The sequence below is a fragment of the Bacillus sp. 491mf genome, from assembly GCF_900112415.1.
In the GTDB taxonomy this organism is placed as follows: domain Bacteria; phylum Bacillota; class Bacilli; order Bacillales; family Bacillaceae_G; genus Bacillus_A.
This window is the reverse complement of the sequence record NZ_FOLV01000005.1, coordinates 50,973-72,045: the sequence shown is the minus strand read 5'-3', so window position 1 is coordinate 72,045 and position 21,073 is coordinate 50,973. Positions and strand designations below refer to the sequence as shown.

The 21,073-nt window shown below is 36.3% G+C and carries 30 protein-coding genes; 17 read left to right on the top strand and 13 right to left on the bottom strand.

The genetic code is table 11. The features are described 5' to 3' along the window. Positions 1 to 52: 52 nt before the first annotated feature. The 9 genes from gcvT (at position 53) to BM211_RS07475 (ending at position 7,403) form a co-directional block, all read left to right on the top strand. Positions 53 to 1,153, top strand: a complete 1,101-nt coding sequence (gene gcvT / locus BM211_RS07515) for a glycine cleavage system aminomethyltransferase GcvT (protein WP_035429602.1) — start codon at positions 53 to 55, stop codon at positions 1,151 to 1,153. A gap of 20 nt (positions 1,154 to 1,173) precedes the next feature. Continuing rightward, positions 1,174 to 2,517, top strand: coding sequence for an aminomethyl-transferring glycine dehydrogenase subunit 1 (gene gcvPA / locus BM211_RS07510; protein WP_035429599.1), 1,344 nt, complete (start codon positions 1,174 to 1,176; stop codon positions 2,515 to 2,517). Further along, positions 2,514 to 3,989: an aminomethyl-transferring glycine dehydrogenase subunit 2 gene (gene gcvPB / locus BM211_RS07505; RefSeq protein ID WP_035429596.1), complete on the top strand. Its 1,476-nt coding sequence runs from the start codon at positions 2,514 to 2,516 to the stop codon at positions 3,987 to 3,989. The genes gcvPA and gcvPB overlap by 4 nt, the downstream gene beginning before the upstream one ends. A 271-nt stretch (positions 3,990 to 4,260) precedes the next feature. After that, positions 4,261 to 4,485, top strand: a complete 225-nt coding sequence (locus tag BM211_RS07500; protein WP_035429594.1) for a DUF3929 family protein — start codon at positions 4,261 to 4,263, stop codon at positions 4,483 to 4,485. A gap of 58 nt (positions 4,486 to 4,543) precedes the next feature. Then, positions 4,544 to 4,735 carry a hypothetical protein gene (locus BM211_RS07495; protein WP_035429591.1) on the top strand — a complete coding sequence of 64 codons (192 nt, stop codon included), beginning with the start codon at positions 4,544 to 4,546 and terminating at the stop codon, positions 4,733 to 4,735. Between the two features lie 115 nt (positions 4,736 to 4,850). Beyond that, positions 4,851 to 5,225, top strand: a complete 375-nt coding sequence (locus BM211_RS07490) for a GntR family transcriptional regulator (RefSeq protein ID WP_035429588.1) — start codon at positions 4,851 to 4,853, stop codon at positions 5,223 to 5,225. Positions 5,226 to 5,230: 5 nt separating this feature from the next. Continuing rightward, positions 5,231 to 6,103: an ABC transporter ATP-binding protein gene (locus tag BM211_RS07485; protein ID WP_035429586.1), complete on the top strand. Its 873-nt coding sequence runs from the start codon at positions 5,231 to 5,233 to the stop codon at positions 6,101 to 6,103. Next, entirely contained in the window at positions 6,045 to 6,755 is a 711-nt protein-coding gene (locus BM211_RS07480; RefSeq protein ID WP_081904755.1) for an ABC-2 transporter permease, read from the top strand. The genes BM211_RS07485 and BM211_RS07480 overlap by 59 nt, the downstream gene beginning before the upstream one ends. Before the next feature lie 15 nt (positions 6,756 to 6,770). After that, positions 6,771 to 7,403 carry an ABC-2 transporter permease gene (locus tag BM211_RS07475; protein ID WP_035429581.1) on the top strand — a complete coding sequence of 211 codons (633 nt, stop codon included), beginning with the start codon at positions 6,771 to 6,773 and terminating at the stop codon, positions 7,401 to 7,403. Positions 7,404 to 7,546: 143 nt separating this feature from the next. Here the strand turns inward: BM211_RS07475 and BM211_RS26385 are convergent, their stop codons facing one another. The 6 genes from BM211_RS26385 to BM211_RS07450 all read right to left on the bottom strand — a co-directional run bounded on the left by BM211_RS26385 (position 7,547) and on the right by BM211_RS07450 (position 10,573). Then, complete coding sequence (locus tag BM211_RS26385; RefSeq protein ID WP_177206895.1) at positions 7,547 to 7,705, bottom strand: hypothetical protein; 159 nt, start codon at positions 7,703 to 7,705, stop codon at positions 7,547 to 7,549. Between the two features lie 67 nt (positions 7,706 to 7,772). Further along, positions 7,773 to 8,024 (bottom strand): DUF3975 family protein, encoded by a 252-nt coding sequence (locus BM211_RS07470; RefSeq protein WP_035429578.1) that lies wholly within the window; start codon positions 8,022 to 8,024, stop codon positions 7,773 to 7,775. 13 nt (positions 8,025 to 8,037) lie between these two features. Continuing rightward, positions 8,038 to 8,352: a DMT family transporter gene (locus tag BM211_RS07465; RefSeq protein WP_035429577.1), complete on the bottom strand. Its 315-nt coding sequence runs from the start codon at positions 8,350 to 8,352 to the stop codon at positions 8,038 to 8,040. Position 8,353: 1 nt separating this feature from the next. Continuing rightward, positions 8,354 to 8,686: a DMT family transporter gene (locus BM211_RS07460; protein WP_035429574.1), complete on the bottom strand. Its 333-nt coding sequence runs from the start codon at positions 8,684 to 8,686 to the stop codon at positions 8,354 to 8,356. 68 nt (positions 8,687 to 8,754) lie between these two features. Further along, positions 8,755 to 9,336 carry a TetR/AcrR family transcriptional regulator gene (locus tag BM211_RS07455; RefSeq protein WP_035429571.1) on the bottom strand — a complete coding sequence of 194 codons (582 nt, stop codon included), beginning with the start codon at positions 9,334 to 9,336 and terminating at the stop codon, positions 8,755 to 8,757. 259 nt (positions 9,337 to 9,595) lie between these two features. Next, positions 9,596 to 10,573: a LacI family DNA-binding transcriptional regulator gene (locus tag BM211_RS07450; protein WP_035429569.1), complete on the bottom strand. Its 978-nt coding sequence runs from the start codon at positions 10,571 to 10,573 to the stop codon at positions 9,596 to 9,598. A 248-nt stretch (positions 10,574 to 10,821) separates the two neighbouring features. Here BM211_RS07450 and BM211_RS07445 point away from each other — a divergent pair, with 248 nt between their 5' ends. Continuing rightward, the gene (locus BM211_RS07445; protein ID WP_051957197.1) at positions 10,822 to 11,406 is read left to right on the top strand and encodes a hypothetical protein; all 585 of its coding nucleotides are present in this window, start codon (positions 10,822 to 10,824) and stop codon (positions 11,404 to 11,406) included. A gap of 30 nt (positions 11,407 to 11,436) precedes the next feature. Here BM211_RS07445 and BM211_RS07440 read toward each other — a convergent pair whose 3' ends face one another. Beyond that, complete coding sequence (locus BM211_RS07440) at positions 11,437 to 11,826, bottom strand: rhodanese-like domain-containing protein (protein WP_035429567.1); 390 nt, start codon at positions 11,824 to 11,826, stop codon at positions 11,437 to 11,439. 167 nt (positions 11,827 to 11,993) lie between these two features. Here BM211_RS07440 and BM211_RS07435 point away from each other — a divergent pair, with 167 nt between their 5' ends. Then, positions 11,994 to 12,830, top strand: coding sequence for a lipoate--protein ligase family protein (locus BM211_RS07435; RefSeq protein WP_090996145.1), 837 nt, complete (start codon positions 11,994 to 11,996; stop codon positions 12,828 to 12,830). 72 nt (positions 12,831 to 12,902) lie between these two features. Here the strand turns inward: BM211_RS07435 and BM211_RS07430 are convergent, their stop codons facing one another. The 3 genes from BM211_RS07430 to BM211_RS07420 all read right to left on the bottom strand — a co-directional run bounded on the left by BM211_RS07430 (position 12,903) and on the right by BM211_RS07420 (position 14,945). Then, entirely contained in the window at positions 12,903 to 13,751 is an 849-nt protein-coding gene (locus BM211_RS07430) for a hypothetical protein (RefSeq protein WP_090996142.1), read from the bottom strand. A 199-nt stretch (positions 13,752 to 13,950) separates the two neighbouring features. Continuing rightward, positions 13,951 to 14,622, bottom strand: coding sequence for a DUF1129 domain-containing protein (locus BM211_RS07425; protein ID WP_035429559.1), 672 nt, complete (start codon positions 14,620 to 14,622; stop codon positions 13,951 to 13,953). A gap of 5 nt (positions 14,623 to 14,627) precedes the next feature. Beyond that, on the bottom strand, positions 14,628 to 14,945 hold the full coding sequence (locus tag BM211_RS07420) for a PadR family transcriptional regulator (protein WP_035429557.1): 318 nt from the start codon (positions 14,943 to 14,945) through the stop codon (positions 14,628 to 14,630). A 375-nt stretch (positions 14,946 to 15,320) separates the two neighbouring features. Here BM211_RS07420 and mntR point away from each other — a divergent pair, with 375 nt between their 5' ends. Further along, a complete protein-coding gene (gene mntR / locus BM211_RS07415; RefSeq protein ID WP_035429554.1) occupies positions 15,321 to 15,749 on the top strand; it encodes a transcriptional regulator MntR in 429 nt (142 codons plus the stop codon). Positions 15,750 to 15,778: 29 nt separating this feature from the next. Here the strand turns inward: mntR and BM211_RS07410 are convergent, their stop codons facing one another. Further along, positions 15,779 to 16,183: an SA1362 family protein gene (locus BM211_RS07410; protein ID WP_035429552.1), complete on the bottom strand. Its 405-nt coding sequence runs from the start codon at positions 16,181 to 16,183 to the stop codon at positions 15,779 to 15,781. Positions 16,184 to 16,267: 84 nt separating this feature from the next. Beyond that, complete coding sequence (locus BM211_RS07405) at positions 16,268 to 17,188, bottom strand: DUF1385 domain-containing protein (RefSeq protein ID WP_090996140.1); 921 nt, start codon at positions 17,186 to 17,188, stop codon at positions 16,268 to 16,270. Positions 17,189 to 17,427: 239 nt separating this feature from the next. Between BM211_RS07405 and BM211_RS07400 the strand changes: the two genes are divergently transcribed. The 4 genes from BM211_RS07400 (at position 17,428) to efp (ending at position 20,237) form a co-directional block, all read left to right on the top strand. Beyond that, positions 17,428 to 17,913 carry a YqhR family membrane protein gene (locus tag BM211_RS07400; protein ID WP_035429548.1) on the top strand — a complete coding sequence of 162 codons (486 nt, stop codon included), beginning with the start codon at positions 17,428 to 17,430 and terminating at the stop codon, positions 17,911 to 17,913. A gap of 240 nt (positions 17,914 to 18,153) precedes the next feature. Next, positions 18,154 to 18,594 carry a type II 3-dehydroquinate dehydratase gene (gene aroQ / locus BM211_RS07395; protein WP_035429545.1) on the top strand — a complete coding sequence of 147 codons (441 nt, stop codon included), beginning with the start codon at positions 18,154 to 18,156 and terminating at the stop codon, positions 18,592 to 18,594. Positions 18,595 to 18,597: 3 nt separating this feature from the next. After that, positions 18,598 to 19,659 (top strand): Xaa-Pro dipeptidase, encoded by a 1,062-nt coding sequence (gene pepQ, locus BM211_RS07390; protein WP_035429543.1) that lies wholly within the window; start codon positions 18,598 to 18,600, stop codon positions 19,657 to 19,659. Between the two features lie 20 nt (positions 19,660 to 19,679). Beyond that, positions 19,680 to 20,237, top strand: a complete 558-nt coding sequence (efp, locus tag BM211_RS07385; protein WP_035429541.1) for an elongation factor P — start codon at positions 19,680 to 19,682, stop codon at positions 20,235 to 20,237. A 37-nt stretch (positions 20,238 to 20,274) separates the two neighbouring features. Here the strand turns inward: efp and BM211_RS07380 are convergent, their stop codons facing one another. Continuing rightward, positions 20,275 to 20,595 carry a hypothetical protein gene (locus BM211_RS07380; RefSeq protein WP_035429539.1) on the bottom strand — a complete coding sequence of 107 codons (321 nt, stop codon included), beginning with the start codon at positions 20,593 to 20,595 and terminating at the stop codon, positions 20,275 to 20,277. 186 nt (positions 20,596 to 20,781) lie between these two features. On the opposite strand from BM211_RS07380, the gene BM211_RS07375 reads away from it, so the two are divergent. Beyond that, a complete protein-coding gene (locus BM211_RS07375; protein ID WP_035429538.1) occupies positions 20,782 to 21,063 on the top strand; it encodes a YqhV family protein in 282 nt (93 codons plus the stop codon). Positions 21,064 to 21,073 lie beyond the last annotated feature (10 nt).

Here is a 21,073-nt window from a genome sequence, read left to right as displayed (position 1 = left end):
TGGGAAGTCAACTTTTATTAATTTGTCATAGAAAGTGCAAGGGGGAGAGAACATGATTACGTTACAACGTACACCGCTATTTGATGTATACGCGAAGTATGGTGGGAAAACAATTGACTTTGGTGGTTGGGAACTGCCAGTTCAATTTTCAAGCATTAAAGAAGAGCATGAAGCTGTTCGTACAGAAGCAGGTCTTTTTGATGTTTCTCACATGGGAGAAGTAGAAGTAAAAGGTGCAGATAGTTTAGCATTTTTACAACGTGTAGTTACAAATGATGTTTCTATCTTAAAGGTAGGCGGAGCACAATATACGGCAATGTGCTACGAAGATGGTGGTACGGTAGATGATTTATTAATCTACAAACGCGGAGAAGAAGACTATTTATTAGTAATCAATGCATCAAATATTGAAAAAGATTATGAGTGGTTAGCTTCTCATGTAAGCGGTGATGTGCAAGTAGTCAACGTTTCTAGTGAAATTGCACAACTTGCAATTCAAGGACCAAAAGCAGAGGGCATTTTACAAAAAGTTGTCTCAGAAGATTTAAAAGAAATTAAGTTCTTTAAATTTAAAGACCATGTTCTTGTGGACGATGTAGAAGCGCTTGTATCTCGTACTGGTTATACAGGTGAAGATGGATTTGAAATTTACTGTAAGAGCGAAGAGGCTGCAAAGATTTGGGAGAAACTTCTTGAAGTAGGCGAAGAAGACGGCTTAAAACCATGTGGTTTAGGAGCGCGTGATACACTGCGTTTTGAAGCTGCACTTCCTCTTTATGGTCAAGAGTTATCAAAAGATATTACACCAATTGAAACTGGAATTGGCTTTGCAGTAAAAACAAATAAAGAAATGGATTTCTTTGGAAAAGAAACGCTAAAGGAACAAAAAGAAAACGGTGCACCTCGTAAATTAGTCGGCATCGAAGTAATTGAACGTGGTATCCCGCGCACGCATTACCCAGTATATGTGGGCGAAGAAAAAATCGGGGAAGTTACAAGTGGTACACAATCTCCAACGTTAAAGAAAAATATTGGTTTAGCGTTAATTGATGTAAAATATGCAGCAGTTGATACAGAAATTGAAATTGAAATTCGTAATAAACGCGTCAAAGCAGTTGTTGTTCCAACACCATTTTACAAACGTTCAAAGTAACGGGGAGAGGGGTAAATTTCATGTTGCATCGTTATCTTCCAATGACAGAAGAAGACAAAAAAGAAATGTTACAAACAATCGGCGTTCAAACGATCGATGAGTTATTTTCTGATATTCCAGAAAGCGTTCGTTTTCAAGGAGATTTAAATATAAAACAGGCAAAATCAGAACCAGAACTTTTAAAAGAACTGTCTGAGCTTGCTAGTAAAAATGCAAACTTAAAAGACTATGCTTCCTTCTTAGGAGCAGGTGTATATGATCATTATGCACCAGTAATTGTAGATCATGTTCTTTCTCGTTCAGAATTTTATACAGCTTATACACCATACCAACCAGAAATTTCACAAGGGGAATTACAAGCGATCTTTGAATTCCAAACTATGATTTGTGAACTAACAGGTATGGACGTAGCAAACTCTTCTATGTATGACGGAGGTACAGCGTTAGCAGAAGCGGCAATGCTAGCGGCAGGTCATACTCGTAAAAAGAAAATTCTTGTTTCTAAAGCAGTTCATCCAGAATCAAGAGCAGTTCTTGAAACATATGCAAAAGGTCAACACCTTGAGGTTGTTGAAATTGATTATAAAGATGGTGTAACAGATTTAGACGTATTACAAAGTGAAGTAGATGATACAGTAGCTTGCGTAATCGTTCAATATCCAAACTTCTTCGGACAAGTGGAGAAATTAGCTGATATTGAGAAAATCACTCATCAGCAAAAATCATTATTCATCGTTTCTTCAAATCCACTATCACTAGGTGCATTAACATCACCAGGGAAATTTGGTGCTGATATTGTCATTGGTGATGCACAACCATTTGGTATCCCAACGCAGTTTGGCGGCCCACACTGCGGTTATTTTGCTTCAACAAAAGCGTTTATGCGTAAAATTCCAGGACGCCTTGTTGGACAAACAGTGGATTCTGAAGGACAACGTGGTTTCGTATTAACACTGCAAGCACGTGAGCAACATATTCGTCGTGATAAAGCGACATCTAATATTTGTTCAAACCAAGCATTAAATGCATTAGCAGCTTCTGTTGCCATGACAGCACTTGGAAAGCAAGGTGTGAAGGAAATGGCACGTCAAAACGTTTCTAAAGCACAATATGCAAAACGTCAACTTGAGGCAAAAGGCTTTACAGTAACATTTGCTGGACCGTTCTTCAATGAATTTGTTGTAGATTGCAAACGTCCAGTACAAGAAGTAAACGATGCATTATTATCAAAAAATATTATCGGTGGTTACGACTTAGGCCGTGATTATAAAGAATTAACAAATCATATGCTTCTAGCGGTAACAGAACTTCGCACAAAAGAAGAAATCGACACACTTGTAAACGGAATGGGGGCTATCCAATGAAGAATCAAGACCAAGCACTTATTTTTGAAATGAGTAGAGAAGGACGCGTAGGATATAGCTTACCCCAATTAGATGTAGAAGAAGTAAAATTAGAAGATGTGTTTGGGAGCGAGTATATTCGCATTGAAGATGCAGAGCTTCCTGAAGTATCAGAACTTGATATTATGCGCCATTACACAGCGCTTTCAAACCGTAACCACGGTGTTGATTCTGGGTTTTATCCATTAGGATCTTGTACGATGAAGTACAACCCAAAAATTAATGAAAATGTAGCACGTTTCCCTGGCCTTGCGCATATTCATCCGCTTCAAGATGAAAAGACAGTGCAAGGTGCAATGGAGTTAATGTATGACTTACAAGAGCACTTAAAAGAAATTACAGGTATGGATACTGTTACACTTCAACCGGCAGCAGGAGCGCACGGTGAATGGACAGGATTAATGTTAATTCGTGCGTATCATGAAGCAAACGGTGACTATAACCGTACAAAAGTTATCGTTCCTGACTCTGCGCACGGAACAAACCCAGCTTCTGCAACAGTAGCAGGATTTGAGACGATTACAGTACAATCAAATGAAAATGGTCTTGTTGATTTAGAAGACTTAAAGCGCGTTGTGAACGAAGAAACAGCAGCGCTTATGTTAACAAATCCAAATACACTTGGACTATTTGAAGAGAACATTTTAGAAATGGCAGAAATCGTCCATAATGCAGGCGGTAAATTGTACTATGACGGTGCAAACTTAAATGCGGTATTAAGTCAAGCACGCCCAGGAGATATGGGATTTGACGTTGTGCATTTAAACCTTCATAAAACATTTACAGGTCCGCATGGCGGCGGTGGTCCAGGTTCTGGTCCAGTAGGTGTAAAAGAAGATTTAATTCCATTTTTACCAAAGCCGATTTTAGAGAAAACAGAAAGCGGCTACCACTTTAATTACGATCGTCCACAAGCAATCGGACGCGTGAAACCGTTCTATGGCAACTTCGGTATTAACGTTCGTGCATATACGTATATCCGTTCAATGGGTCCAGATGGACTTCGTGCTGTAACAGAATATGCAGTATTAAATGCGAACTATATGATGAGAAGATTAGCGCCATTTTACGATCTTCCATTTGATAGACATTGTAAGCATGAGTTTGTTTTATCTGGTCGTCGTCAAAAGAAACTTGGCGTACGTACGCTTGATATCGCAAAACGTTTGCTTGATTTCGGCTACCATCCACCAACAATTTACTTCCCATTAAATGTGGAAGAATGTATTATGATTGAGCCGACAGAAACAGAATCAAAAGAAACATTAGATGGATTTATCGATACGATGATTCAAATCGCAAAAGAGGTAGAAGAAAATCCAGAAGTGGTTCAAGAAGCACCGCATACAACAGTAATTAAGCGTCTTGATGAAACAATGGCAGCACGTAAGCCGATTTTACGCTATCAAAAACCATCTATGGTACAAGTTTAATAATCAATAATAATTTGTAGAGAACTCGCTATATGCGGGTTCTTTTTTCATATTGTCGAAGAAGGTGTCATTACCTAAAAAAGATGTTACAAAATTGCAGGTTTTATGTAAGATTGGAGAATTATCATACTTTCTCAACATTTTTGTTGAAAAAGTCCCTTTGATAATAGTGTGTATTTTTGTTAGAATTTTATTGAAATTAAAGTAAATGAGAAGCAAAAATGTCAATTTTTCATACATATGTGAAGAAATGAACAAGGGGATGGGAAAGATGGGCTATAAACGTTGCAGGATGGTGTATCATTTAGAAAATGGTGATATGATTAAAGATATTAAAGAATTTTATTACCAAGATACAGAAAAAATGTTAGAAAGAGTGAAGCATCACGTATTAGATAATAAGAGTGTAACTGCAATTGATAGTAAAGGAACACTGATTCCAATTGCTTGTCATGACATTGTGAAAGTTGAGTTAGATCATTTACAGGAAACTTAGTCTTGAGTCATAGGGGATAATTCGTTACAATAAATGAGTAATTAGAGAGGAGTTTATTATGGGTAGTAAAAGTCATTTCTATATGTTTATTGTTGCATTTTTACTTGTTGCAGCTTTAACGGTATATTTGGTTATTGATAGCCATTGGTACAATACAGTACATCCAGCATTTCTTATTTTTATGTATGTCGGGATTGCGATTGTGAGCTTTGGTATGAGAGACGAGATGTTAAATCGCTTTGAGAAGTGATACATATATGAAAGACCAACAGGAAATTGTTGGTCTTTTTTTGTTGCCAAAATAGAGAAGTGTGTATATACTGTGTATATAAGATATGTACAGTATATACACAGTGGAGGGGAATATGAATATTATTATTTCAAACTCTTCACCAGATCCTATTTATGAACAAATTAGTAAACAGCTTCGGCAGCTAATTTTAAATGGGAATTTAAAAGGTGGAGAGCAATTACCGTCTATCCGTAGTTTAGCGAAAGAATTACAGATTAGTGTGATTACGACGAAACGAGCATATGAAGAACTTGAAAGAGAAGGGTATATTGAGACAGTTGCTGGAAAAGGGACGTATGTTTCTGTGCAAAATAATGAGCTCATACGAGAACAAAGGTTGCGATTGTTAGAAAGTAGAGCGGAAGAAGTAGTCAATGAAAGTAAACTTCTTCAGCTGTCTCTTGAAGAATTGCAGCAGATGATTGCGTTTTTATATAAGGGGGAATAAGACACATGCTAGAATTAAAAAATGTTTGCAAAGATTATCAAGGTTTTTCAGTCCGAAATGTAAATTTTACACTGCCACGTGGATATATTATGGGGTTTATTGGACCAAACGGATCTGGAAAAAGTACAACAATCAAAATGATTATGAATTTAGTAAAACGAAATAGTGGTGAAATTCATATTTTTGGTAAGGACAATCAAAAATATGAAAAAGAAGTAAAACAAAATATCGGCTTTGTGTACGATGAAAATCATTACTATGAAGATTTAACATGTGAACAAATGAAGCGTATTATCGCACCGTTATATAAAAAGTGGGATGAAGAACAATATGAATCTTATATGGAACGATTACAAGTTCCGAAAAATAAAAAGATTAAACAATTATCAAAAGGAATGAAAATGAAATATGCCATTGCTATGGCGCTGTCACATCATGCCGAGCTTATTATTATGGATGAACCAACAGCAGGTTTAGATCCAGTTGTCCGAAGTGAGTTGCTGGATATATTGCAAGAAGTTGTGATGGAAGAAGAAATATCCGTGTTATTTTCTACACATATTACAACTGATCTAGAACGCATTGCCGATTATATTACATTTATCAATGAAGGTGAAATCGTCTTTACTGGAGAGAAAGACGAACTACTGGAGAATTACATAATCGTAAAAGGAAGCAACGATTTGTTAGACGAAGAAGGAAAAGAATTGTTTAGTGGTTTAAGAAAAAATAAATATGGGTTTGAAGGATTGGCGAGAGATAAACAGGCAGTTGTAGAGTGGTTTGGTCAAGAAGTTGTGTTAGAAAAGCCGACGTTTGATGATATTATCGTGTATACGGCGAAGGGGAGAAAGAGAAATGCGTCAGCTTGTGTTTAAGGACTTGTATTTTCTGCGTGCCATGTGGATATTTTGTTTGGGGTTTTCGGCTTTCTTGTTTATAACGAATCCATCAGATTCAAGCATTTTTTCTGTAAGCTGTTTAATATCAGTAATAGTATCAATTCTGTTGTCTGTAGGAGCGGATGAAAAGAATGGCAGTGAAAAAATCATTGCTAGTTTACCGATAGAACGAAAGGATATTATTATAGCGAGATATATGACTTTTATTATAATTGCGATTATAGCGATTGTACTAACAACAACGGTCGTTTGGATCATGAGAGGAATGACTGTAATTGAAGACATTCGAGTATACCATCCTTATTTCTATATCGAACTTAAGTGGTATTCAGTGCTAAGAGGTATTATCGTTCCTTTTATATACATTGCATTATATTTGCCAATCTATTATGGAGCTGGGTCAAAAATTATCCGTAGTTTATTTGCAATAGGACTAATTATACCTACGACGCTTATACCGTTATTTGTTATAGATGGAGGAGAAAATCGTGTGGAGGATTCATTTGGTGATTGGATCATGAATCTGTCACATGTAGGCATATGCATGATGGGGATAGTTGGGTTGGCAGTTATGTATATTGCCTCTATGTTTATTGCAATTAAATTATATGAAAAAAGAGATATATAAAGGGGAGAAGGGATTATGGGGCAGTTAGTTTGGAAGGATTTTTTCTTACAACGAAAAGTTTTTTTTCTTTATCTTATATTGCCAATTTATTGTGCATTAAAACAATCTGTTGACCCGTTTCAGATTGCGGTCGTTTGTTTTGCTACTTGTAGCTTATTGATATTTGTACCATTACAGGTTGAAGATAAAAATGAAGCAGATAAATTATTAATTAGTTTTCCATTTGTTAGAAAAGATATTGTCATTGCGAAATATATATCGACAATTCTCTTTATTGGATGCGGGTTAATTGCTACTTTAATTATTGCTATTTTACCTAAATTTTTGTTAGGTAAAGCTATAAATATTCCATGGTATGCAATTTTTATAGGTGTTTTTCTCTCGGCTCTTTATGCAATTATGCTACTTCCTTTGAAGTATGGAGGGAGTAAACAAATAGTTACTATTTTTAATGTGGCTGTTATGTTTCCACTAATAGGATTGTTAGGACTTATGTGTAATGTTCTTGGTGAGGAAAGGCTTATGTTAATGTTTTTTTACTCTTCAAATCTTATGTTTATCATAAGTATGTTAAGTATTGGAGTATGTATCGCGTATTTTGTTTCTATGTTGTTTTCTATTTCGTTTTTTCAAGATAGGGAATTTTAAAAGACTAAGTAACAAATGAAACAGAATGATTATGAAGAAAGACTTTTGTTTTGTGGTGAACGGCATTCAGCGAAGTGAGAGATATAATTAGAAAAAAAGAAAGTCATACGTTATAAAAGGTGCCTCATTACGAGACACCTTCTTTATTGCAACAAACTATGCATAACAACTTTATAAACCGACACCATACTTGGTGAGTAAACAGGTACGTTATATGTATGTAAGATGAAACTAAAAAACAGAGCAAACGTAATAAAGATGAAAAATAGCAGTAAAATTTGCTTGTGGACAGAAATTTGCATATCATCAGCTCCTTTTTTCGTAGTATGTCCAAAGGAGGAAATGATATGAAAAAAAGACAGTTACTTCTTAGTTTGAAGAACTGTCTTTTGAAAAGAGCTTTTTCCAGAGTTTTACGATACTCCAAATGATAATAACGATAATAGAGGCAATAATGGACCAAATTACAGAAAGGGCCTCAAGAGCCATGTTAGGCAAAAACGTGAGGATTGCAAATGCTTTATGAAATAACCATTCTGCAATATGGAATATAGATTGCAATAAGAATGCAATGGCAATTACGATTCCTGTCATAATTTGTGTACTTCTTTTTTTCCACACTGCATTCACCTCGTTAACTCATTAATTTTAAACCAACTGCCCCGCATAAGATACAGCTTAAAAAGGCAAGGCGACGCCAATCAGCGGATTCACGGAAGAGGAGAATACCAAGTAGTGCACTTCCAGCAGTTCCGATTCCAGTCCAAATTGCGTAAGCTGTTCCCATGGGCAGTGTATCCATAGCGAGAGATAAGAAGAAGAAACTTACACCGAAGTTGCCGATTAACATAAGTTTTGGCATCCAGCCTTTTTTTTCATTGGCTATCTTCATAAAGATAACACCAGTGACTTCACAAATACCAGCAATAATCAAATATACCCATGCCATTTTATGCAGCCTCCTTCTGTTCTTGTTCACCTGTTACTCGTTTTAAGCCGATAACACCTACGAAAATTAATCCGATAAATAAGATTTTTGTTATTGAAAAAGGTTCACCAAATACAAAAATTTCTGTTAGGACAATACCTCCAGCTCCAATTCCTGTGAACACAGCATATACAGTTCCAACAGGCAGCTTCGCATAAGCTTTAAATAAAAGAAAAAAGCTTATTGCAATTGCAAGTACAACCCCAATCCATTCTAGTGGTGTTGTCGCATGTTTTAAGCCAATTACCCATACAATTTCAATGATTCCTGCGATAACAACATAAATCCATTCCATCATTCATTCTCCTTCCTACCAGTCGTTAGGTTTAGGGCGAGAAAATGACGTATTGCGTGTGCAATCCGTCAGCTTGACAATCCGCGCCAAAATACTTTCCAAGATGCGTGTAATCGATTTTCAAATGGTTGTATTCCAGCAAATAAAAATTCAACCATTAATCCGTCCATTAAACATAAATAAGCTGCAACAGCTTCTGTTACTTCAATGCTACAAAGTTCATTCTTTTCTTGTGCCTGTTCAAATATAGGTACTAAAAGCTGTCCGATGCTTTCAATGTGTGCATTTGCTTTTTCGACAATTTGCTCGCGAAAGGAAAATGGTGGAAAATACGAAGTGCGTAACCAAAACATTGCCTCAATACTTTCTTGAAAACGATGGCTATAATCTTTAAGAAGATGAAATAAAAAGTCTCCAAAGGGAGTTTCTTCTGAATTCTTCACATACTGTTTAAAGAATTCAAGATCCTTTTGTAAAGATTCTTCTAAGCAAATAAAATAAAGCTCTTCTTTTCCTTTAAAGTGTGCATATATTGACGGCTTCTTAATGCCAACCTCCCCGGCAATATTTGCTAGTGAAGTTCCTTCATAGCCATAGCGTGCAAAGTGTGAAAGTGCTACAGATTTAATACGGTTTGCTGTCATGTTCATCCCCTACCTACCGTTCGTTAGTTAAAATATAGAATAATACACGGGTGTTGTCAAGAAGGATAAACATACAAAAGTGATAAAAGCTCCAGTAATAGGAACTTTTATCCCGCTATTCGTGGGCAGTAATACTCCTGCCTCAAAATGCAGCAAAAGCATTGTCCAGTTCCAGTGGCTAGAATGTTCGGTGGCTTCGCTTCTTCCTGCGAGGTAAAAAACACCTCTACGTCAGAAGCTCTATCCCCCTGATTAAAGTTTCACTTTATACTGTTCCTCGTTCAATGAGACGAAATGGTAACTCTTCAGAAGTCCCTATAATTTGTTCCTGTTGTACTTGTTCATAAAATAAGGAAAAAGCATGGCTTCCCATTGCTAAGCCAGGATTTTCAATTGTTGTGATCTCTAACGCTTCAGAAATAGGATGGTTATCAAATCCTAAGATTGCTAAATCCTCTGGTACTCGCAGTCCTTGTTTTTTTGCTTCAGTTAATAATCCAGAAGCAACTTGATCGCTTGCAGCAAAAAGAGCAGTAGGGCGATTTTTCATCGTTAGTATGCTTTGGATGACATTTGCACCGTCTTGAATCGTGTAGCATTGATAAAACTGCCAGTCTGTTTGTGAACGTTTACCATATGCGTGTAGAGTATCAAAGAACGCTTGCTCACGCTGCTGTGTGCTCACGCTATTTTTGCGTGCTAGACAAAATCCAATGCGCTCATGTCCGTTTTGTAATAAATATTCTGTTCCAATCCGAAATCCGTCGTAATGATTAACATAGACAGAAGATATAAGCGGATGCAGCAGTTTTTCACACGAAATGATAGGCGCAAATTTTGCGAAAGGTTCAATGACTTCCCATGAGCTTGACCGGGAACAAATAATCATGCCATCAAATTGTTTCATTTTCATCATTTCAAGAACACGCATTTCTTCAATGCTATCGTAGTTTGTTTGACAGAGAGTAATACGGTATCCGGCTTCAAGTGCTTTCGTTCCAATCCCTTCAATAATTGTACTAAAGTACGGCAGATTAATAAAAGGAAGCACAACGCCAATTGTATGTGTTTTTCCTTTTAGAAGATGAACAGCATTTACATTTTTGGCGTAATTCAATTCTTTAACAGTTTCTAAGACGCGTTTTCGCTTTTCTTCACTGACATATGGATGCTCATTTAAGACGCGTGAAACAGTGGTAACAGAGACTCCAGCCGTTTTCGCGATTTGTTTTATATTTACCATATGTTTCACCTCTATTTCTATTATACAAGAAAAGGATCAAAGAAATCTTGTGAAACTCTTGACATGAAAAGCGTTTCATATTCTATCTTGTTAATATCGCTTTTGTTATTCGCGTAACGATTCAATTCGGCGTGAGAATAGCAAAAGCGTGTTTGTCAAATTGTGTGAGATAAAAGGGGAAAGTTTTCAAAGGTAGAACAGTAAGAAAAAGAGAATATGAACATAACATACGAAAGCCTGAAAAGAGAATGTTAGGAAAGGGCGGATACAAGTTGAAAAAACGGATGATATGTTTCGTATTTTCGAGTATGGTGTTAAGTGCATGTTCTTTTCAGCAAACAATGGTTGAAGAAAAAAAGTTTGCAGCAGATTTAGAGGCAAGTGAGGATATGATGTCTGATCCAATGCCGGTACAGTCTGTAAAAAACGTTCTTCCTTTTTCTTTTTACACACCATCATTTTTACCATATGAATCAACAGATAATCCAAAAGCAGTAGTTCGAAAAATGGGAGATAAGCGGATTGCTCTTGATATTAAATATGAACGGCAAGAAAAAGGCATGCGGGATTATATTGAATTAACAGTTGCGAACTTTTCGTATAATTTTCCTTTTATCGTAGAACAAAATCGTTTTCAAGAGAAAGTAAAACTTGCAAATGGTATAACAGCCTATTTTAAAAATAATAACGAAGAAATAGACGGAGAAGATATGGCGACTCTCACATGGAAAGAAAAGAATGTAGAGTATCAGTTGCTTTACCGAAATGTTCGTGATCAAGATAGTGAAGATGTTAAACAAAATTTAGTATATATTGCAAGTAAAATGCAATAGCTAGCTTGTCTTGCACAAGCTAGCTATTTATTATGAGTTTTTCTTTTTCACTTTACCAGACCAAGTTTTAAAGCCACCTTGTAATTGATAAAATTCTTTATAGCCGTGTTTCTTTAAGAATTGTGCTGCACGGCCTGTTCGGAAACCGTTTTGGCAATACATATAAATCGGTTGATCAGTACGAAGTTCTTTGTAACGAAGACGTATTTGTGAAATCGGAATATTACGCGCTCCTAAAATGTGACCAGCATTATATTCGTCCGTTTCACGAATATCAATCAGCTGCGCCTTACGGTAACCAGCACGAAATTCTTCTTCTGAAAGTGTTTTAATTAATTTTTTTTGATAGAAATACATCCATACAGAATAGCCGATGATTCCTGCAGCTATGGCTAGTAAAATAATAACGTTTGTTGACACGATTATATCGCTCCCTTTTTCTTATCCTACTTTTCATATTATAATGCCCACATGTATTTATGCAACAAGTTCATTTTATATTAGAAGAAATTTCGTATTCTTTCACAAATTTTGTCGAATTTGATAGACTAGAGAATGTGAGAAAAATTAGTTATATGAGGTGTGGGATGGAAAAGGAAAAATGGTGTTATATAAATTCTGGTAAATGCTCTCCAGCGTTTAATATGGCGTTAGATGAATGTTTGTTAAATTGGCAAAGTGAAAAGAAAATACCGCCAACAATTCGTTTTTATGAGTGGGAAGTTCCGACGTTAACAGTCGGTTATTTTCAACGTGTTTCAAAAGAAATTGATATGGATGCAGTAAATAGAAATGGTTTTGGCTTTGTACGTCGTCAAACGGGCGGGCGCGGCGTTCTTCATGATAATGAATTAACGTATAGTGTCATTGTGTCTGAAGAGCATCCAAACATGCCAAAAACAGTGACAGAGGCATATCGCGTTATTTCACAGGGATTGTTAGATGGATTCCAAGCATTAGGTTTAGAAGCTTATTTCGCAGTACCAAAAACAGCTGAGGAGCGCGACAATTTAAAAAATCCACGTTCAGCAGTTTGTTTTGATGCTCCGTCATGGTATGAAATTGTTGTAGAAGGGCGCAAAATTGCTGGGAGTGCACAAACTAGACAAAAAGGTGTTATTTTACAGCACGGTTCCATTCCGTTAGAAATCGACTTAGACATGCTGTATGATCTGTTCTTGTTTCCAAATGAACGTGTGAAAGAACGCATGAAAAAAATGTTCTCCTCAAAAGCAATTGCAATTAATGATTTAACAGATCGTACTTTTACGATTCAACAACTGATCGATGCATTCCATATTGGATTTGAAAAAGGGTTAAATGTGGAACTAGTACCGTATGAGTTAACAGAAGAACAACTTCATGAAGTGCAAACATTAGCGAAAGAAAAATATGAAAGTGATGAATGGAATTACAAAAAATAAGGAGATGGATACCCATCTCCTTATTTTTCTATGAATGCGAGCTCTCTAGCAAGGAAAGCAGCGCTATATTATTTATAATAAGTTTAATACTTTTTCCACGTTAATGCCTTTTTGTTTCAGTAAACGCAAACGGTTTACAGCGTCCATAATTTCTGCATCGAATGCTACCGATATTCCTTGTTTGTGTAGCTCATTTTTTAAGTTCTCGATAGAATCGTCAACATCCATGCCAAGTTCGTAATCTTGACATACATCTACAGCTTGTTTTACAAGACGAACATATTTTTCTTGTAATTCAGAATTTGGTTGATTTGTCACAGATTGTTTAGCTGAAGGTGTTGGCTCTACTGGAGTTGACACCGTTACTACTTTTTGTGCTGCAGTTGGTGCAACTACTTCTTTTTGTACAGGTTTTGGTGTTACTTTCACTACAGGTTCTGGACGCACTGGCTTTGGAATTGGTGCCTCTGCAGGCGCAACATTTACAACTGGTTTTGTTACAGGTGTCGTTTCTTTTGAAGTTTCAACTACTGTTTCTTTCTTCGGCGCTGACGTTTCGACAACGGATAGCGGATTTTCATCCAATTCTACCGTTTCTTCTTTTGTTCCTTTGCTCCACATCACGCGTTCGATTTGCAGGGAAACATTGTTTTTGTTCATGGCGCTTAATGTCACTTTCCCAACTTCAGCATTGCCAGTAAAATCGACAATTTTATAAATAACACTCTTGTTCCAATCTACATTTCCGCTCAAAAATAATTCTTCGTTACATTTCGGTGTTAAGCCCTCGATTTTAATTTCTGCGTTTACACCGTTTTCACTATATACCATAATTAGCGAAGCATTTACATCCTCGTCGGCTAACATTAGTTCACGTACCATTTTGCCGGTGCGTACTTGCGTTTTCTTCTTCAGTGACATCAAATTTCCCCTCTCAAAAATTTAGTAACAATAAAAATCCATATAACGAAAAATAATTGCTCACGAAGAAATATGATACCGATAATAAAAGCATCACGTCAACAATTTACTTTAATTATTTTGCATTTTTCTTTTTTTGTTTATGAAATTTTTTAATTTGTAAAATTAGACAGGAGAAAAACAGCCCTAAAAAGAGCTGTTAAAATTTTGAAGTTTTATACAAGAATTTATATGAAACGTAAAAGAAAAGGGTTAATAGTGCACCTAGCCAAATCGGTAAGTTATAGGATAGATAACTTTGTTTTTTAAAATAAATACTAAAAAAAACAGATGAACAAAATGGAATCGAAAAAGCTAAGCCAAATGTAATTCTTTGTTTCCAATTCATTGTTTGATTAAATGAATCTCGTTTTAACAAATATAAAATAACAAAAATGCCAGCAGTAATCATAATGATTGATAATAAAGTTCCTGGAATACTAAACGGTACACCAGAAGGATGGTTTTGTTTTTTAGCAAAAGAAAATCCTAATGCACCTATAGTATCTATTCCAAACTGGATTGCAAGCAATAAACTAATCATGAAACCAGTAAAAGAAAATTTCTCTAACATTGTTTGGCGAGGTAATGCGCTAACTAATTCGTCACAATAATTTTGTAGATTACTCCCAAAAACATCGTAAGCATTTTTCCCATCTTCTTGCGCCTCAAGAAGATGATCTAAAATTTCTAGTAATAGCTCTTCTACTTGCTGCTCTGGAACGTCAGCTAATCGAAGGTATACAAGCATATCCCCATAAGCTGCTTCATTTTCCACTGTTAATAACTCACGCTTTTTATTATTGAGTTCAACCATGTCTTTCGCCTTCATCCATTTCACTCTCCCTTTAACAAACCATTTACCGTGCTTGATACCATATCCCAGCTTTTTTTAAATTCCTCCAGTTGTTCAAAGCCTTTTTTTGTGACGTGATAATATTTGCGCTTTGGTCCAAGGCTGGAGGCTTTCAATGTGCCTTCAATGAGTTTTTCTTTTTGCATACGTAACAAAAGAGGATAGATACTCCCTTCACTTACGAATGTAAAGCCGTGTTGATGTAATTTCGTACTGAGTTCGTACCCATACACTTCTTCTTGCGAAATGATATATAAAATACATCCTTCAAGCACACCTTTTAGCATTTGACTGTGCATTACTTTACCACCTCCTGGTAACTTGCCTTGCAAGGTAGTTGTTGTTTGAATTATAGCACCCAGTAACTTGCCTTGCAAGTTACTGGGTTGGGAAGTCATAAAAAAGTAATCCAGCAGCGTTATCCAAATACAAAGCACGATACCGAATTGGAAAATATCTTTATCCAAAAGATGAACCGACGAGATTAGAAGAAACAATGAGAGGTTAGATTTATCAATATTTTACATAAAAGAACTTACATAAATAACGCAGGTTCTTTAATGTGTTGCGGAAAATGAGGTTGTTTATCCCCTTGTCACAATATCCTTTCTGTTGTATCATTTTATTGATTGCTTAGTACGGAATTTATAAACTGAATTGGATGGAGGAAAACGATGCCTACTCCTAGTATGGAAGATTATATCGAACAAATTTATTTGCTAATTGAAGAAAAGGGATATGCCCGTGTATCTGATATTGCTGAAGCGCTTAATGTACATCCATCCTCTGTAACAAAAATGGTTCAAAAACTTGATAAAGATGAATATCTTATTTATGAAAAATATAGAGGGCTTGTATTAACAACTAAAGGGAAAAAAATTGGTAAGCGCCTTGTTTATCGTCATGAATTGTTAGAACAGTTTATGCGTATTATTGGTGTGGATGAAAGTAAGATTTATAATGATGTAGAAGGAATTGAACATCATTTAAGCTGGGAAGCCATCGATCGTATTGGCGATTTAGTGCAGTATTTTGAGCAAGATGAAGGGCGCATTGAGAAGCTTCGTGGCGTTCAAAAGACAAATGAAGAACAAACGCAGTAAGAAACGATAAAAAAGAAAGACCACACTTCTTAAAAAGAAGCGCGGTCTTTCTTTTTACCTTTTTCCCCTTCAATAACTGTTAAATGGGATTGCTTTCTCTTTCGTTTTAGGAAGGAAGTTTTTCCTTTCTTTCCTTTCGTATCGGAAGCACTTTTCTTTAACATATTATTGCTTAGGGGTGTTACATTTTGTTTTCCATATTTTCGGTTCGATTGTTTCGCAGCACGTTTGTAGGAAGACTGTGAGTTATTAGCTGAACTGCTCGAACTTGTAAGCATCTTATAAAGTAAATAAAAGACACCAACAACAATGAGCATGATCAAAATTTTTCTTACAACTCCCATTGGGTCTTCAATTGTGAATGATACAAGGCTAAATATTGCCAATCCAACAATTACAACAAATAGGGCGAACATAAATGAGCGACCGTTCATAAGGAACACCTCCTAAAAAGAAAGATATTTTAATTAGTTTATTAACGAAAGGCTAAGGAATTGAATAACATTACGAAAAAGTTATTATTGTTTTCCTTCTAGATGCAGTAGTTCTTCAAATGATGCAATGGCTACTTCTACTTGATCATCTGTCGGTTCTTTCGTTGTTAACAGCTGAAGCCATAGGCCAGGATATCCTAGTGCACGGAGCACTGGAACGCCTCGTAAGCTGTTTGTAAATTGCAACACTTCAAATGAAATGCCTAGCACTACAGGGATAAGTAAAATACGATTTAAAACGCGAACCCAAAGAGGATCAGTTGGAACGAGAAAATATACAAACATTCCGATAATAACAGTAAATAAAATAAAACTGCTGCCGCACCGATAATGGAGACGGGTTTGTTTTTGTACGTTTTTTACTGTTAATGGAAGATTGTTCTCATAGGCATTAATTACTTTATGTTCCGCTCCGTGATATTGAAACACACGTTTAATAAGTGGAGTCAATGAAACAAAGTAAATGTAACTAAGCAATAGCATAAGTTTAATAACGCTTTCAACAATGATTTGCCCTGCGTGAGATGGAAAAACAGGTCTTGTTAGTTCTGCTAAAAGTGCAGGAACTGCCGTAAAAATCACTTTTCCAAAGATAAATGATAAAACACCGACTGCTGCAACGCTAAGTATCATCGTTAACTTTGACTGTTCTTCTTTTTTGTGTGCGAATTGTGCATCCTCTGAAGGATCTACATCAAAGCGTTCTGAAGCAAAATTTAAATGCTTTGCTCCGTTTGCACTCGCATCAATAATTGCTGCGATTCCGCGTAGGAAAGGAATTTTTTTAAACATAGATGATACTTTATTACGAACGCGAGGTAATCGATAAAATTCGATAGATTTATCTTTACGACGAATTGCTGTAACAGTATATTCTCTACCGCCAAACATAACTCCTTCTACTACCGCTTGACCGCCGTAGATTTGTTTTGTCTCTTCTGCCATGTCAACACCAACCTGTATTTGTTTCTCTCTTATCAGAAGAGAGGTAATGACTCTGGGTGATGTCATTATATTGTATGACATCACTACAGTTTCCTTTATTTTATCGACAAAAGTGCACTTCTGACAAGGAAAATCGGCAGGTTAAGCGGACATTTTCTATTCTTTTTATAGACAAATTTCGCAGTATTTAAACATGCTTTAAATAAGTTTCGGACATACTAGTAGGCGGAGGTGTAGATGTGAAACAAGAACAATCTGTCACGGAAAAAATTGTCCAAATTGGTGTGTTTGGAGGTTTGTTTTGGGGAGCCGTCTGGTATTTTCTTCATATTTTTTCTTTTACTGTCCCAGGACCTAATTATTTGTTACTTCCGTTTGCGCTTGGAGATTGGAAAGAAGGGGTATGGGGAAATATAGCTGGTATTATATGTATGGGGATACTTTCAGTTGTTGTGGCGTTTATATATAAAGCAGTTTTGAGTAAGTTTGAAGGTCTAATTTCAGGTATTATATATGGGCTTGTATGGTGGGGATTATTATTCTTTGTAATTCCACCTGTTGCACCAGTTATAAAAAGCATGATGGAAATGCCTAAGGAAACGATTGTAACGACAGCATGTATTTTTATTTTATATGGCGTTTTTATTGGCTACTCCGTTTCGTTTGAAGTGAATAACAATGCTAGTGCAACAGATGAGGAAAAGACAAACTATTCAAATAAGTGAGGGGTGTGATAGAATATTATATATAAGTCCAACTTGACTTTCCGACACACAATTCGCTGCCATGCAAAGCAAAAAGTAACCTGCTACTTTCTCTCTTTGTTTGAATATCGCATGTGGCAGAAAACGGAACTGACCGCTTCTACGCATGAATAGACACTCTCGACCATCTAAAAAGAAAAGGGTTTTATGTCAGGTTTTTAATTTGGATTTATATATATTTTTTATTAAGGAGTTAGATATATGGAGAAGTTGCTCCTCGTTAACGGTCCCAATTTAAACCGTCTCGGTGTACGAGAGGTTAATGTATATGGTACGGGGACGTTAGCGTCGTTAGAAACAGATATGAAGCAACAAGCAGAGAGTTTGGGAGTAGAGTTAGAGTGTTTCCAATCTAATCATGAAGGTGCCATTATTGATATCATTCATGAGGCAGAGGGTACATATAGAGGGATTATTCTAAATCCAGGAGCATTTACGCATTATAGTTATGCAATTCGTGATGCAATTGCAAGTGTTTCGATTCCTGTTATTGAAGTACATATTTCAAATATTCATCAACGCGAATCGTTTCGCCACGTATCTGTTACGGCGCCGGTCACAGCGGGACAGATTGTAGGATTCGGTTTGTATGGCTATCATTTAGCGTTACTTGCATTAGTGGAGAAAATTCGGGAGGCGTAATTCATGGAAAAACTTACAAAATTAAGAAGTGCATTTGGGGAAGCGGGTATTGATGGTATTTTATTAACGAATCAACATAGTCGTAGATATATGACAAACTTTACAGGTACAGCAGGCGTTGTATTAATTTCAAGCGAACGCGCTTTATTCATTACAGATTTCCGTTACGTTGAACAAGCGCAAAAACAAGCGGTTGGTTATGAAATCGTACAGCATACAGGTACGATTATTGAAGAAGTTGCAAAACAAGTAAAAGACTTAGGAATTCAAAAGCTTGGTTTTGAGCAAGATACACTTACATACAGTTCTTATACGGCGTATAAAGGAGAAGTGAATGCAGAATTTGTTGCAACTTCTGGTATTGTAGAAAAGTTACGCTTGATTAAGACTGATTCAGAGATTAAGATATTAAAGGAAGCTGCACAGATTGCAGATGCTGCCTTTGAGCATATTCTATCATTTATTCGCCCGGGAGTATCTGAGATTGAAGTGTCAAATGAACTTGAATTTTTCATGAGAAAGCAAGGAGCAACTTCTTCTTCGTTTGATATTATCGTTGCTTCGGGACTTCGTTCAGCATTGCCGCACGGCGTGGCATCTGAAAAATTGATAGAAAAGGGAGATTTTGTGACATTAGACTTCGGTGCTTACTATAAAGGATATTGTTCCGATATTACTCGTACAATTGCAGTAGGTGAGCCGTCTGATAAGTTAAAGGAAATTTATAATATCGTATTAGAAGCGCAATTGCGTGGTGTAAACGGTATTAAAGCTGGTTTAACTGGTCGTGAAGCAGATGCGCTAACACGTGACTACATAACTGAAAAAGGATATGGTGAATATTTCGGGCATTCTACAGGTCATGGAATTGGTCTTGAAATTCATGAAGCACCAAGCTTATCTTTCCGCTCTGAAACGGTACTTGAGCCAGGAATGGCAGTCACTGTAGAACCGGGAATTTATATTCCAAATGTCGGCGGAGTTCGCATTGAGGATGATATTATAGTAACAGCTGAAGGTAATGAAGTGTTAACTAAATCTCCAAAAGAACTTATCATTTTGTAATACACAGGAGGATTTTTTGCATGATTTCAGTAAATGATTTTCGTACAGGATTAACAATTGCGGTGGACAACAGCCTATGGCAGGTTATCGATTTCCAACACGTAAAACCAGGTAAAGGTGCTGCGTTCGTTCGCTCTAAATTACGTAACCTTCGCACAGGTTCTGTTCAAGAAAAAACATTCCGTGCTGGTGAAAAAGTAGAAAAAGCACATATCGAAAACCGTCGTATGCAATATTTATATGCAAGCGGTGATGCTCATGTATTCATGGACAACGGAACATACGAGCAAATCGAACTTGGTGAAAAGCAAATCGAACATGAATTAAAATTCTTGAAAGAAAACATGGAAGTCGCAATCATGACATACCAAAGCGAAGTACTTGGTGTAGAACTTCCAAACACTGTTGAGTTAAAAGTTGTTGAAACAGAACCGGGTATTAAAGGTGATACAGCTTCTAACGTAACAAAACCAGCTACATTAGAAACTGGTCTAGTTGTACAAGTGCCGATCTTCATTAATGAAGGTGAAATGCTTATTATTAACACAGGAGAATCAAAATACGTTTCTCGTGCGTAATGAAAAACACTCGTGGATTGGATCCACGAGTGTTTTTTTATGTGAAATAAGGTAAGTATTGAATGACAGTTATAATAAAGCTAATGGTAAGCAGTAGAAGGGTCCCAATCATATAAGGATTCATTCGAATTTGAAAAGGTGTTACTTCTCCGCCGTCAAGCCCCGTCACCCCTTTTGTGATGGCACGGTCCACATTTGCGTTTCGGTTCATATTTAAAAGAAACAGCCAAGTGAGTCCGAAAATGGCCAAACTCCCTAAAAAGAAACTTTCCATGAATGTCCAATTAACAAATTTAGCAAATAAGAAAATAAGAGCTACTTCTAAAATGAGTGTAATAGTTATTTTTAGAATTTTCATATATTTCTCCTTTTTATCTTAATATACCATATTTTCACAAAAAAACGACTTAACTTTATTTAATAATCAAAAAATTCCTTTTTCACTTCTGAAATAGACAACCTGTGCATATGGTTGTACAAACGTACTCTTTCATCTTGTTTGAGCAGGATATATGTGTGCAGGATAACGAGAGAAGGTGAGAGGATGAAACAGTGGCTAGCGGCATTTGAAACGTCTGTGCTCGTAATGGCGCTCCTTAGAATTTTTTCGGGTAGCATGGAGATTTTCGCCGCTTTGCTTATGTTGTATTTCAATGATGCCAAAAAAGCATTGTTCGTAAATGGCATGCTTGCATTTGTAGGTCCAACCGTTTTGATTGTAACGATGTCAATTGGCATTGCGAGCGTTACGAATGAAATTTCTTTTTTGAAATTGTTTTTTTTGGCGCTTGGAATTGGCTGTATTTTTATTGCGGTACTGAAATAGCGATGTGATG

Bases quoted from the DNA above. Each gene is read 5' to 3' on its own strand.
- BM211_RS07495 (WP_035429591.1), top strand. From the start codon at position 4,544: ATGGGTAGTAAAAGTCATTTCTATATGTTTATTGTTGCATTTTTACTT.
- BM211_RS07450 (WP_035429569.1), bottom strand. From the start codon at position 10,573: ATGGTAAATATAAAACAAATCGCGAAAACGGCTGGAGTCTCTGTTACC.
- BM211_RS07490 (WP_035429588.1), top strand. From the start codon at position 4,851: ATGAATATTATTATTTCAAACTCTTCACCAGATCCTATTTATGAACAA.
- BM211_RS07430 (WP_090996142.1), bottom strand. From the start codon at position 13,751: ATGTCACTGAAGAAGAAAACGCAAGTACGCACCGGCAAAATGGTACGT.
- BM211_RS26385 (WP_177206895.1), bottom strand. From the start codon at position 7,705: ATGCAAATTTCTGTCCACAAGCAAATTTTACTGCTATTTTTCATCTTT.
- BM211_RS07405 (WP_090996140.1), bottom strand. From the start codon at position 17,188: ATGGCAGAAGAGACAAAACAAATCTACGGCGGTCAAGCGGTAGTAGAA.
- BM211_RS07480 (WP_081904755.1), top strand. From the start codon at position 6,045: ATGATATTATCGTGTATACGGCGAAGGGGAGAAAGAGAAATGCGTCAG.
- BM211_RS07445 (WP_051957197.1), top strand. From the start codon at position 10,822: ATGTTAGGAAAGGGCGGATACAAGTTGAAAAAACGGATGATATGTTTC.
- BM211_RS07420 (WP_035429557.1), bottom strand. From the start codon at position 14,945: ATGCACAGTCAAATGCTAAAAGGTGTGCTTGAAGGATGTATTTTATAT.
- aroQ (WP_035429545.1), top strand. From the start codon at position 18,154: ATGGAGAAGTTGCTCCTCGTTAACGGTCCCAATTTAAACCGTCTCGGT.
- gcvPB (WP_035429596.1), top strand. From the start codon at position 2,514: ATGAAGAATCAAGACCAAGCACTTATTTTTGAAATGAGTAGAGAAGGA.
- gcvT (WP_035429602.1), top strand. From the start codon at position 53: ATGATTACGTTACAACGTACACCGCTATTTGATGTATACGCGAAGTAT.
- BM211_RS07460 (WP_035429574.1), bottom strand. From the start codon at position 8,686: ATGGAATGGATTTATGTTGTTATCGCAGGAATCATTGAAATTGTATGG.
- BM211_RS07425 (WP_035429559.1), bottom strand. From the start codon at position 14,622: ATGAAGGCGAAAGACATGGTTGAACTCAATAATAAAAAGCGTGAGTTA.
- BM211_RS07500 (WP_035429594.1), top strand. From the start codon at position 4,261: ATGGGCTATAAACGTTGCAGGATGGTGTATCATTTAGAAAATGGTGAT.
- BM211_RS07485 (WP_035429586.1), top strand. From the start codon at position 5,231: ATGCTAGAATTAAAAAATGTTTGCAAAGATTATCAAGGTTTTTCAGTC.
- BM211_RS07455 (WP_035429571.1), bottom strand. From the start codon at position 9,336: ATGAACATGACAGCAAACCGTATTAAATCTGTAGCACTTTCACACTTT.
- pepQ (WP_035429543.1), top strand. From the start codon at position 18,598: ATGGAAAAACTTACAAAATTAAGAAGTGCATTTGGGGAAGCGGGTATT.
- BM211_RS07435 (WP_090996145.1), top strand. From the start codon at position 11,994: ATGGAAAAGGAAAAATGGTGTTATATAAATTCTGGTAAATGCTCTCCA.
- gcvPA (WP_035429599.1), top strand. From the start codon at position 1,174: ATGTTGCATCGTTATCTTCCAATGACAGAAGAAGACAAAAAAGAAATG.
- BM211_RS07475 (WP_035429581.1), top strand. From the start codon at position 6,771: ATGGGGCAGTTAGTTTGGAAGGATTTTTTCTTACAACGAAAAGTTTTT.
- BM211_RS07375 (WP_035429538.1), top strand. From the start codon at position 20,782: ATGAAACAGTGGCTAGCGGCATTTGAAACGTCTGTGCTCGTAATGGCG.
- BM211_RS07465 (WP_035429577.1), bottom strand. From the start codon at position 8,352: ATGGCATGGGTATATTTGATTATTGCTGGTATTTGTGAAGTCACTGGT.
- mntR (WP_035429554.1), top strand. From the start codon at position 15,321: ATGCCTACTCCTAGTATGGAAGATTATATCGAACAAATTTATTTGCTA.
- BM211_RS07380 (WP_035429539.1), bottom strand. From the start codon at position 20,595: ATGAAAATTCTAAAAATAACTATTACACTCATTTTAGAAGTAGCTCTT.
- BM211_RS07410 (WP_035429552.1), bottom strand. From the start codon at position 16,183: ATGAACGGTCGCTCATTTATGTTCGCCCTATTTGTTGTAATTGTTGGA.
- efp (WP_035429541.1), top strand. From the start codon at position 19,680: ATGATTTCAGTAAATGATTTTCGTACAGGATTAACAATTGCGGTGGAC.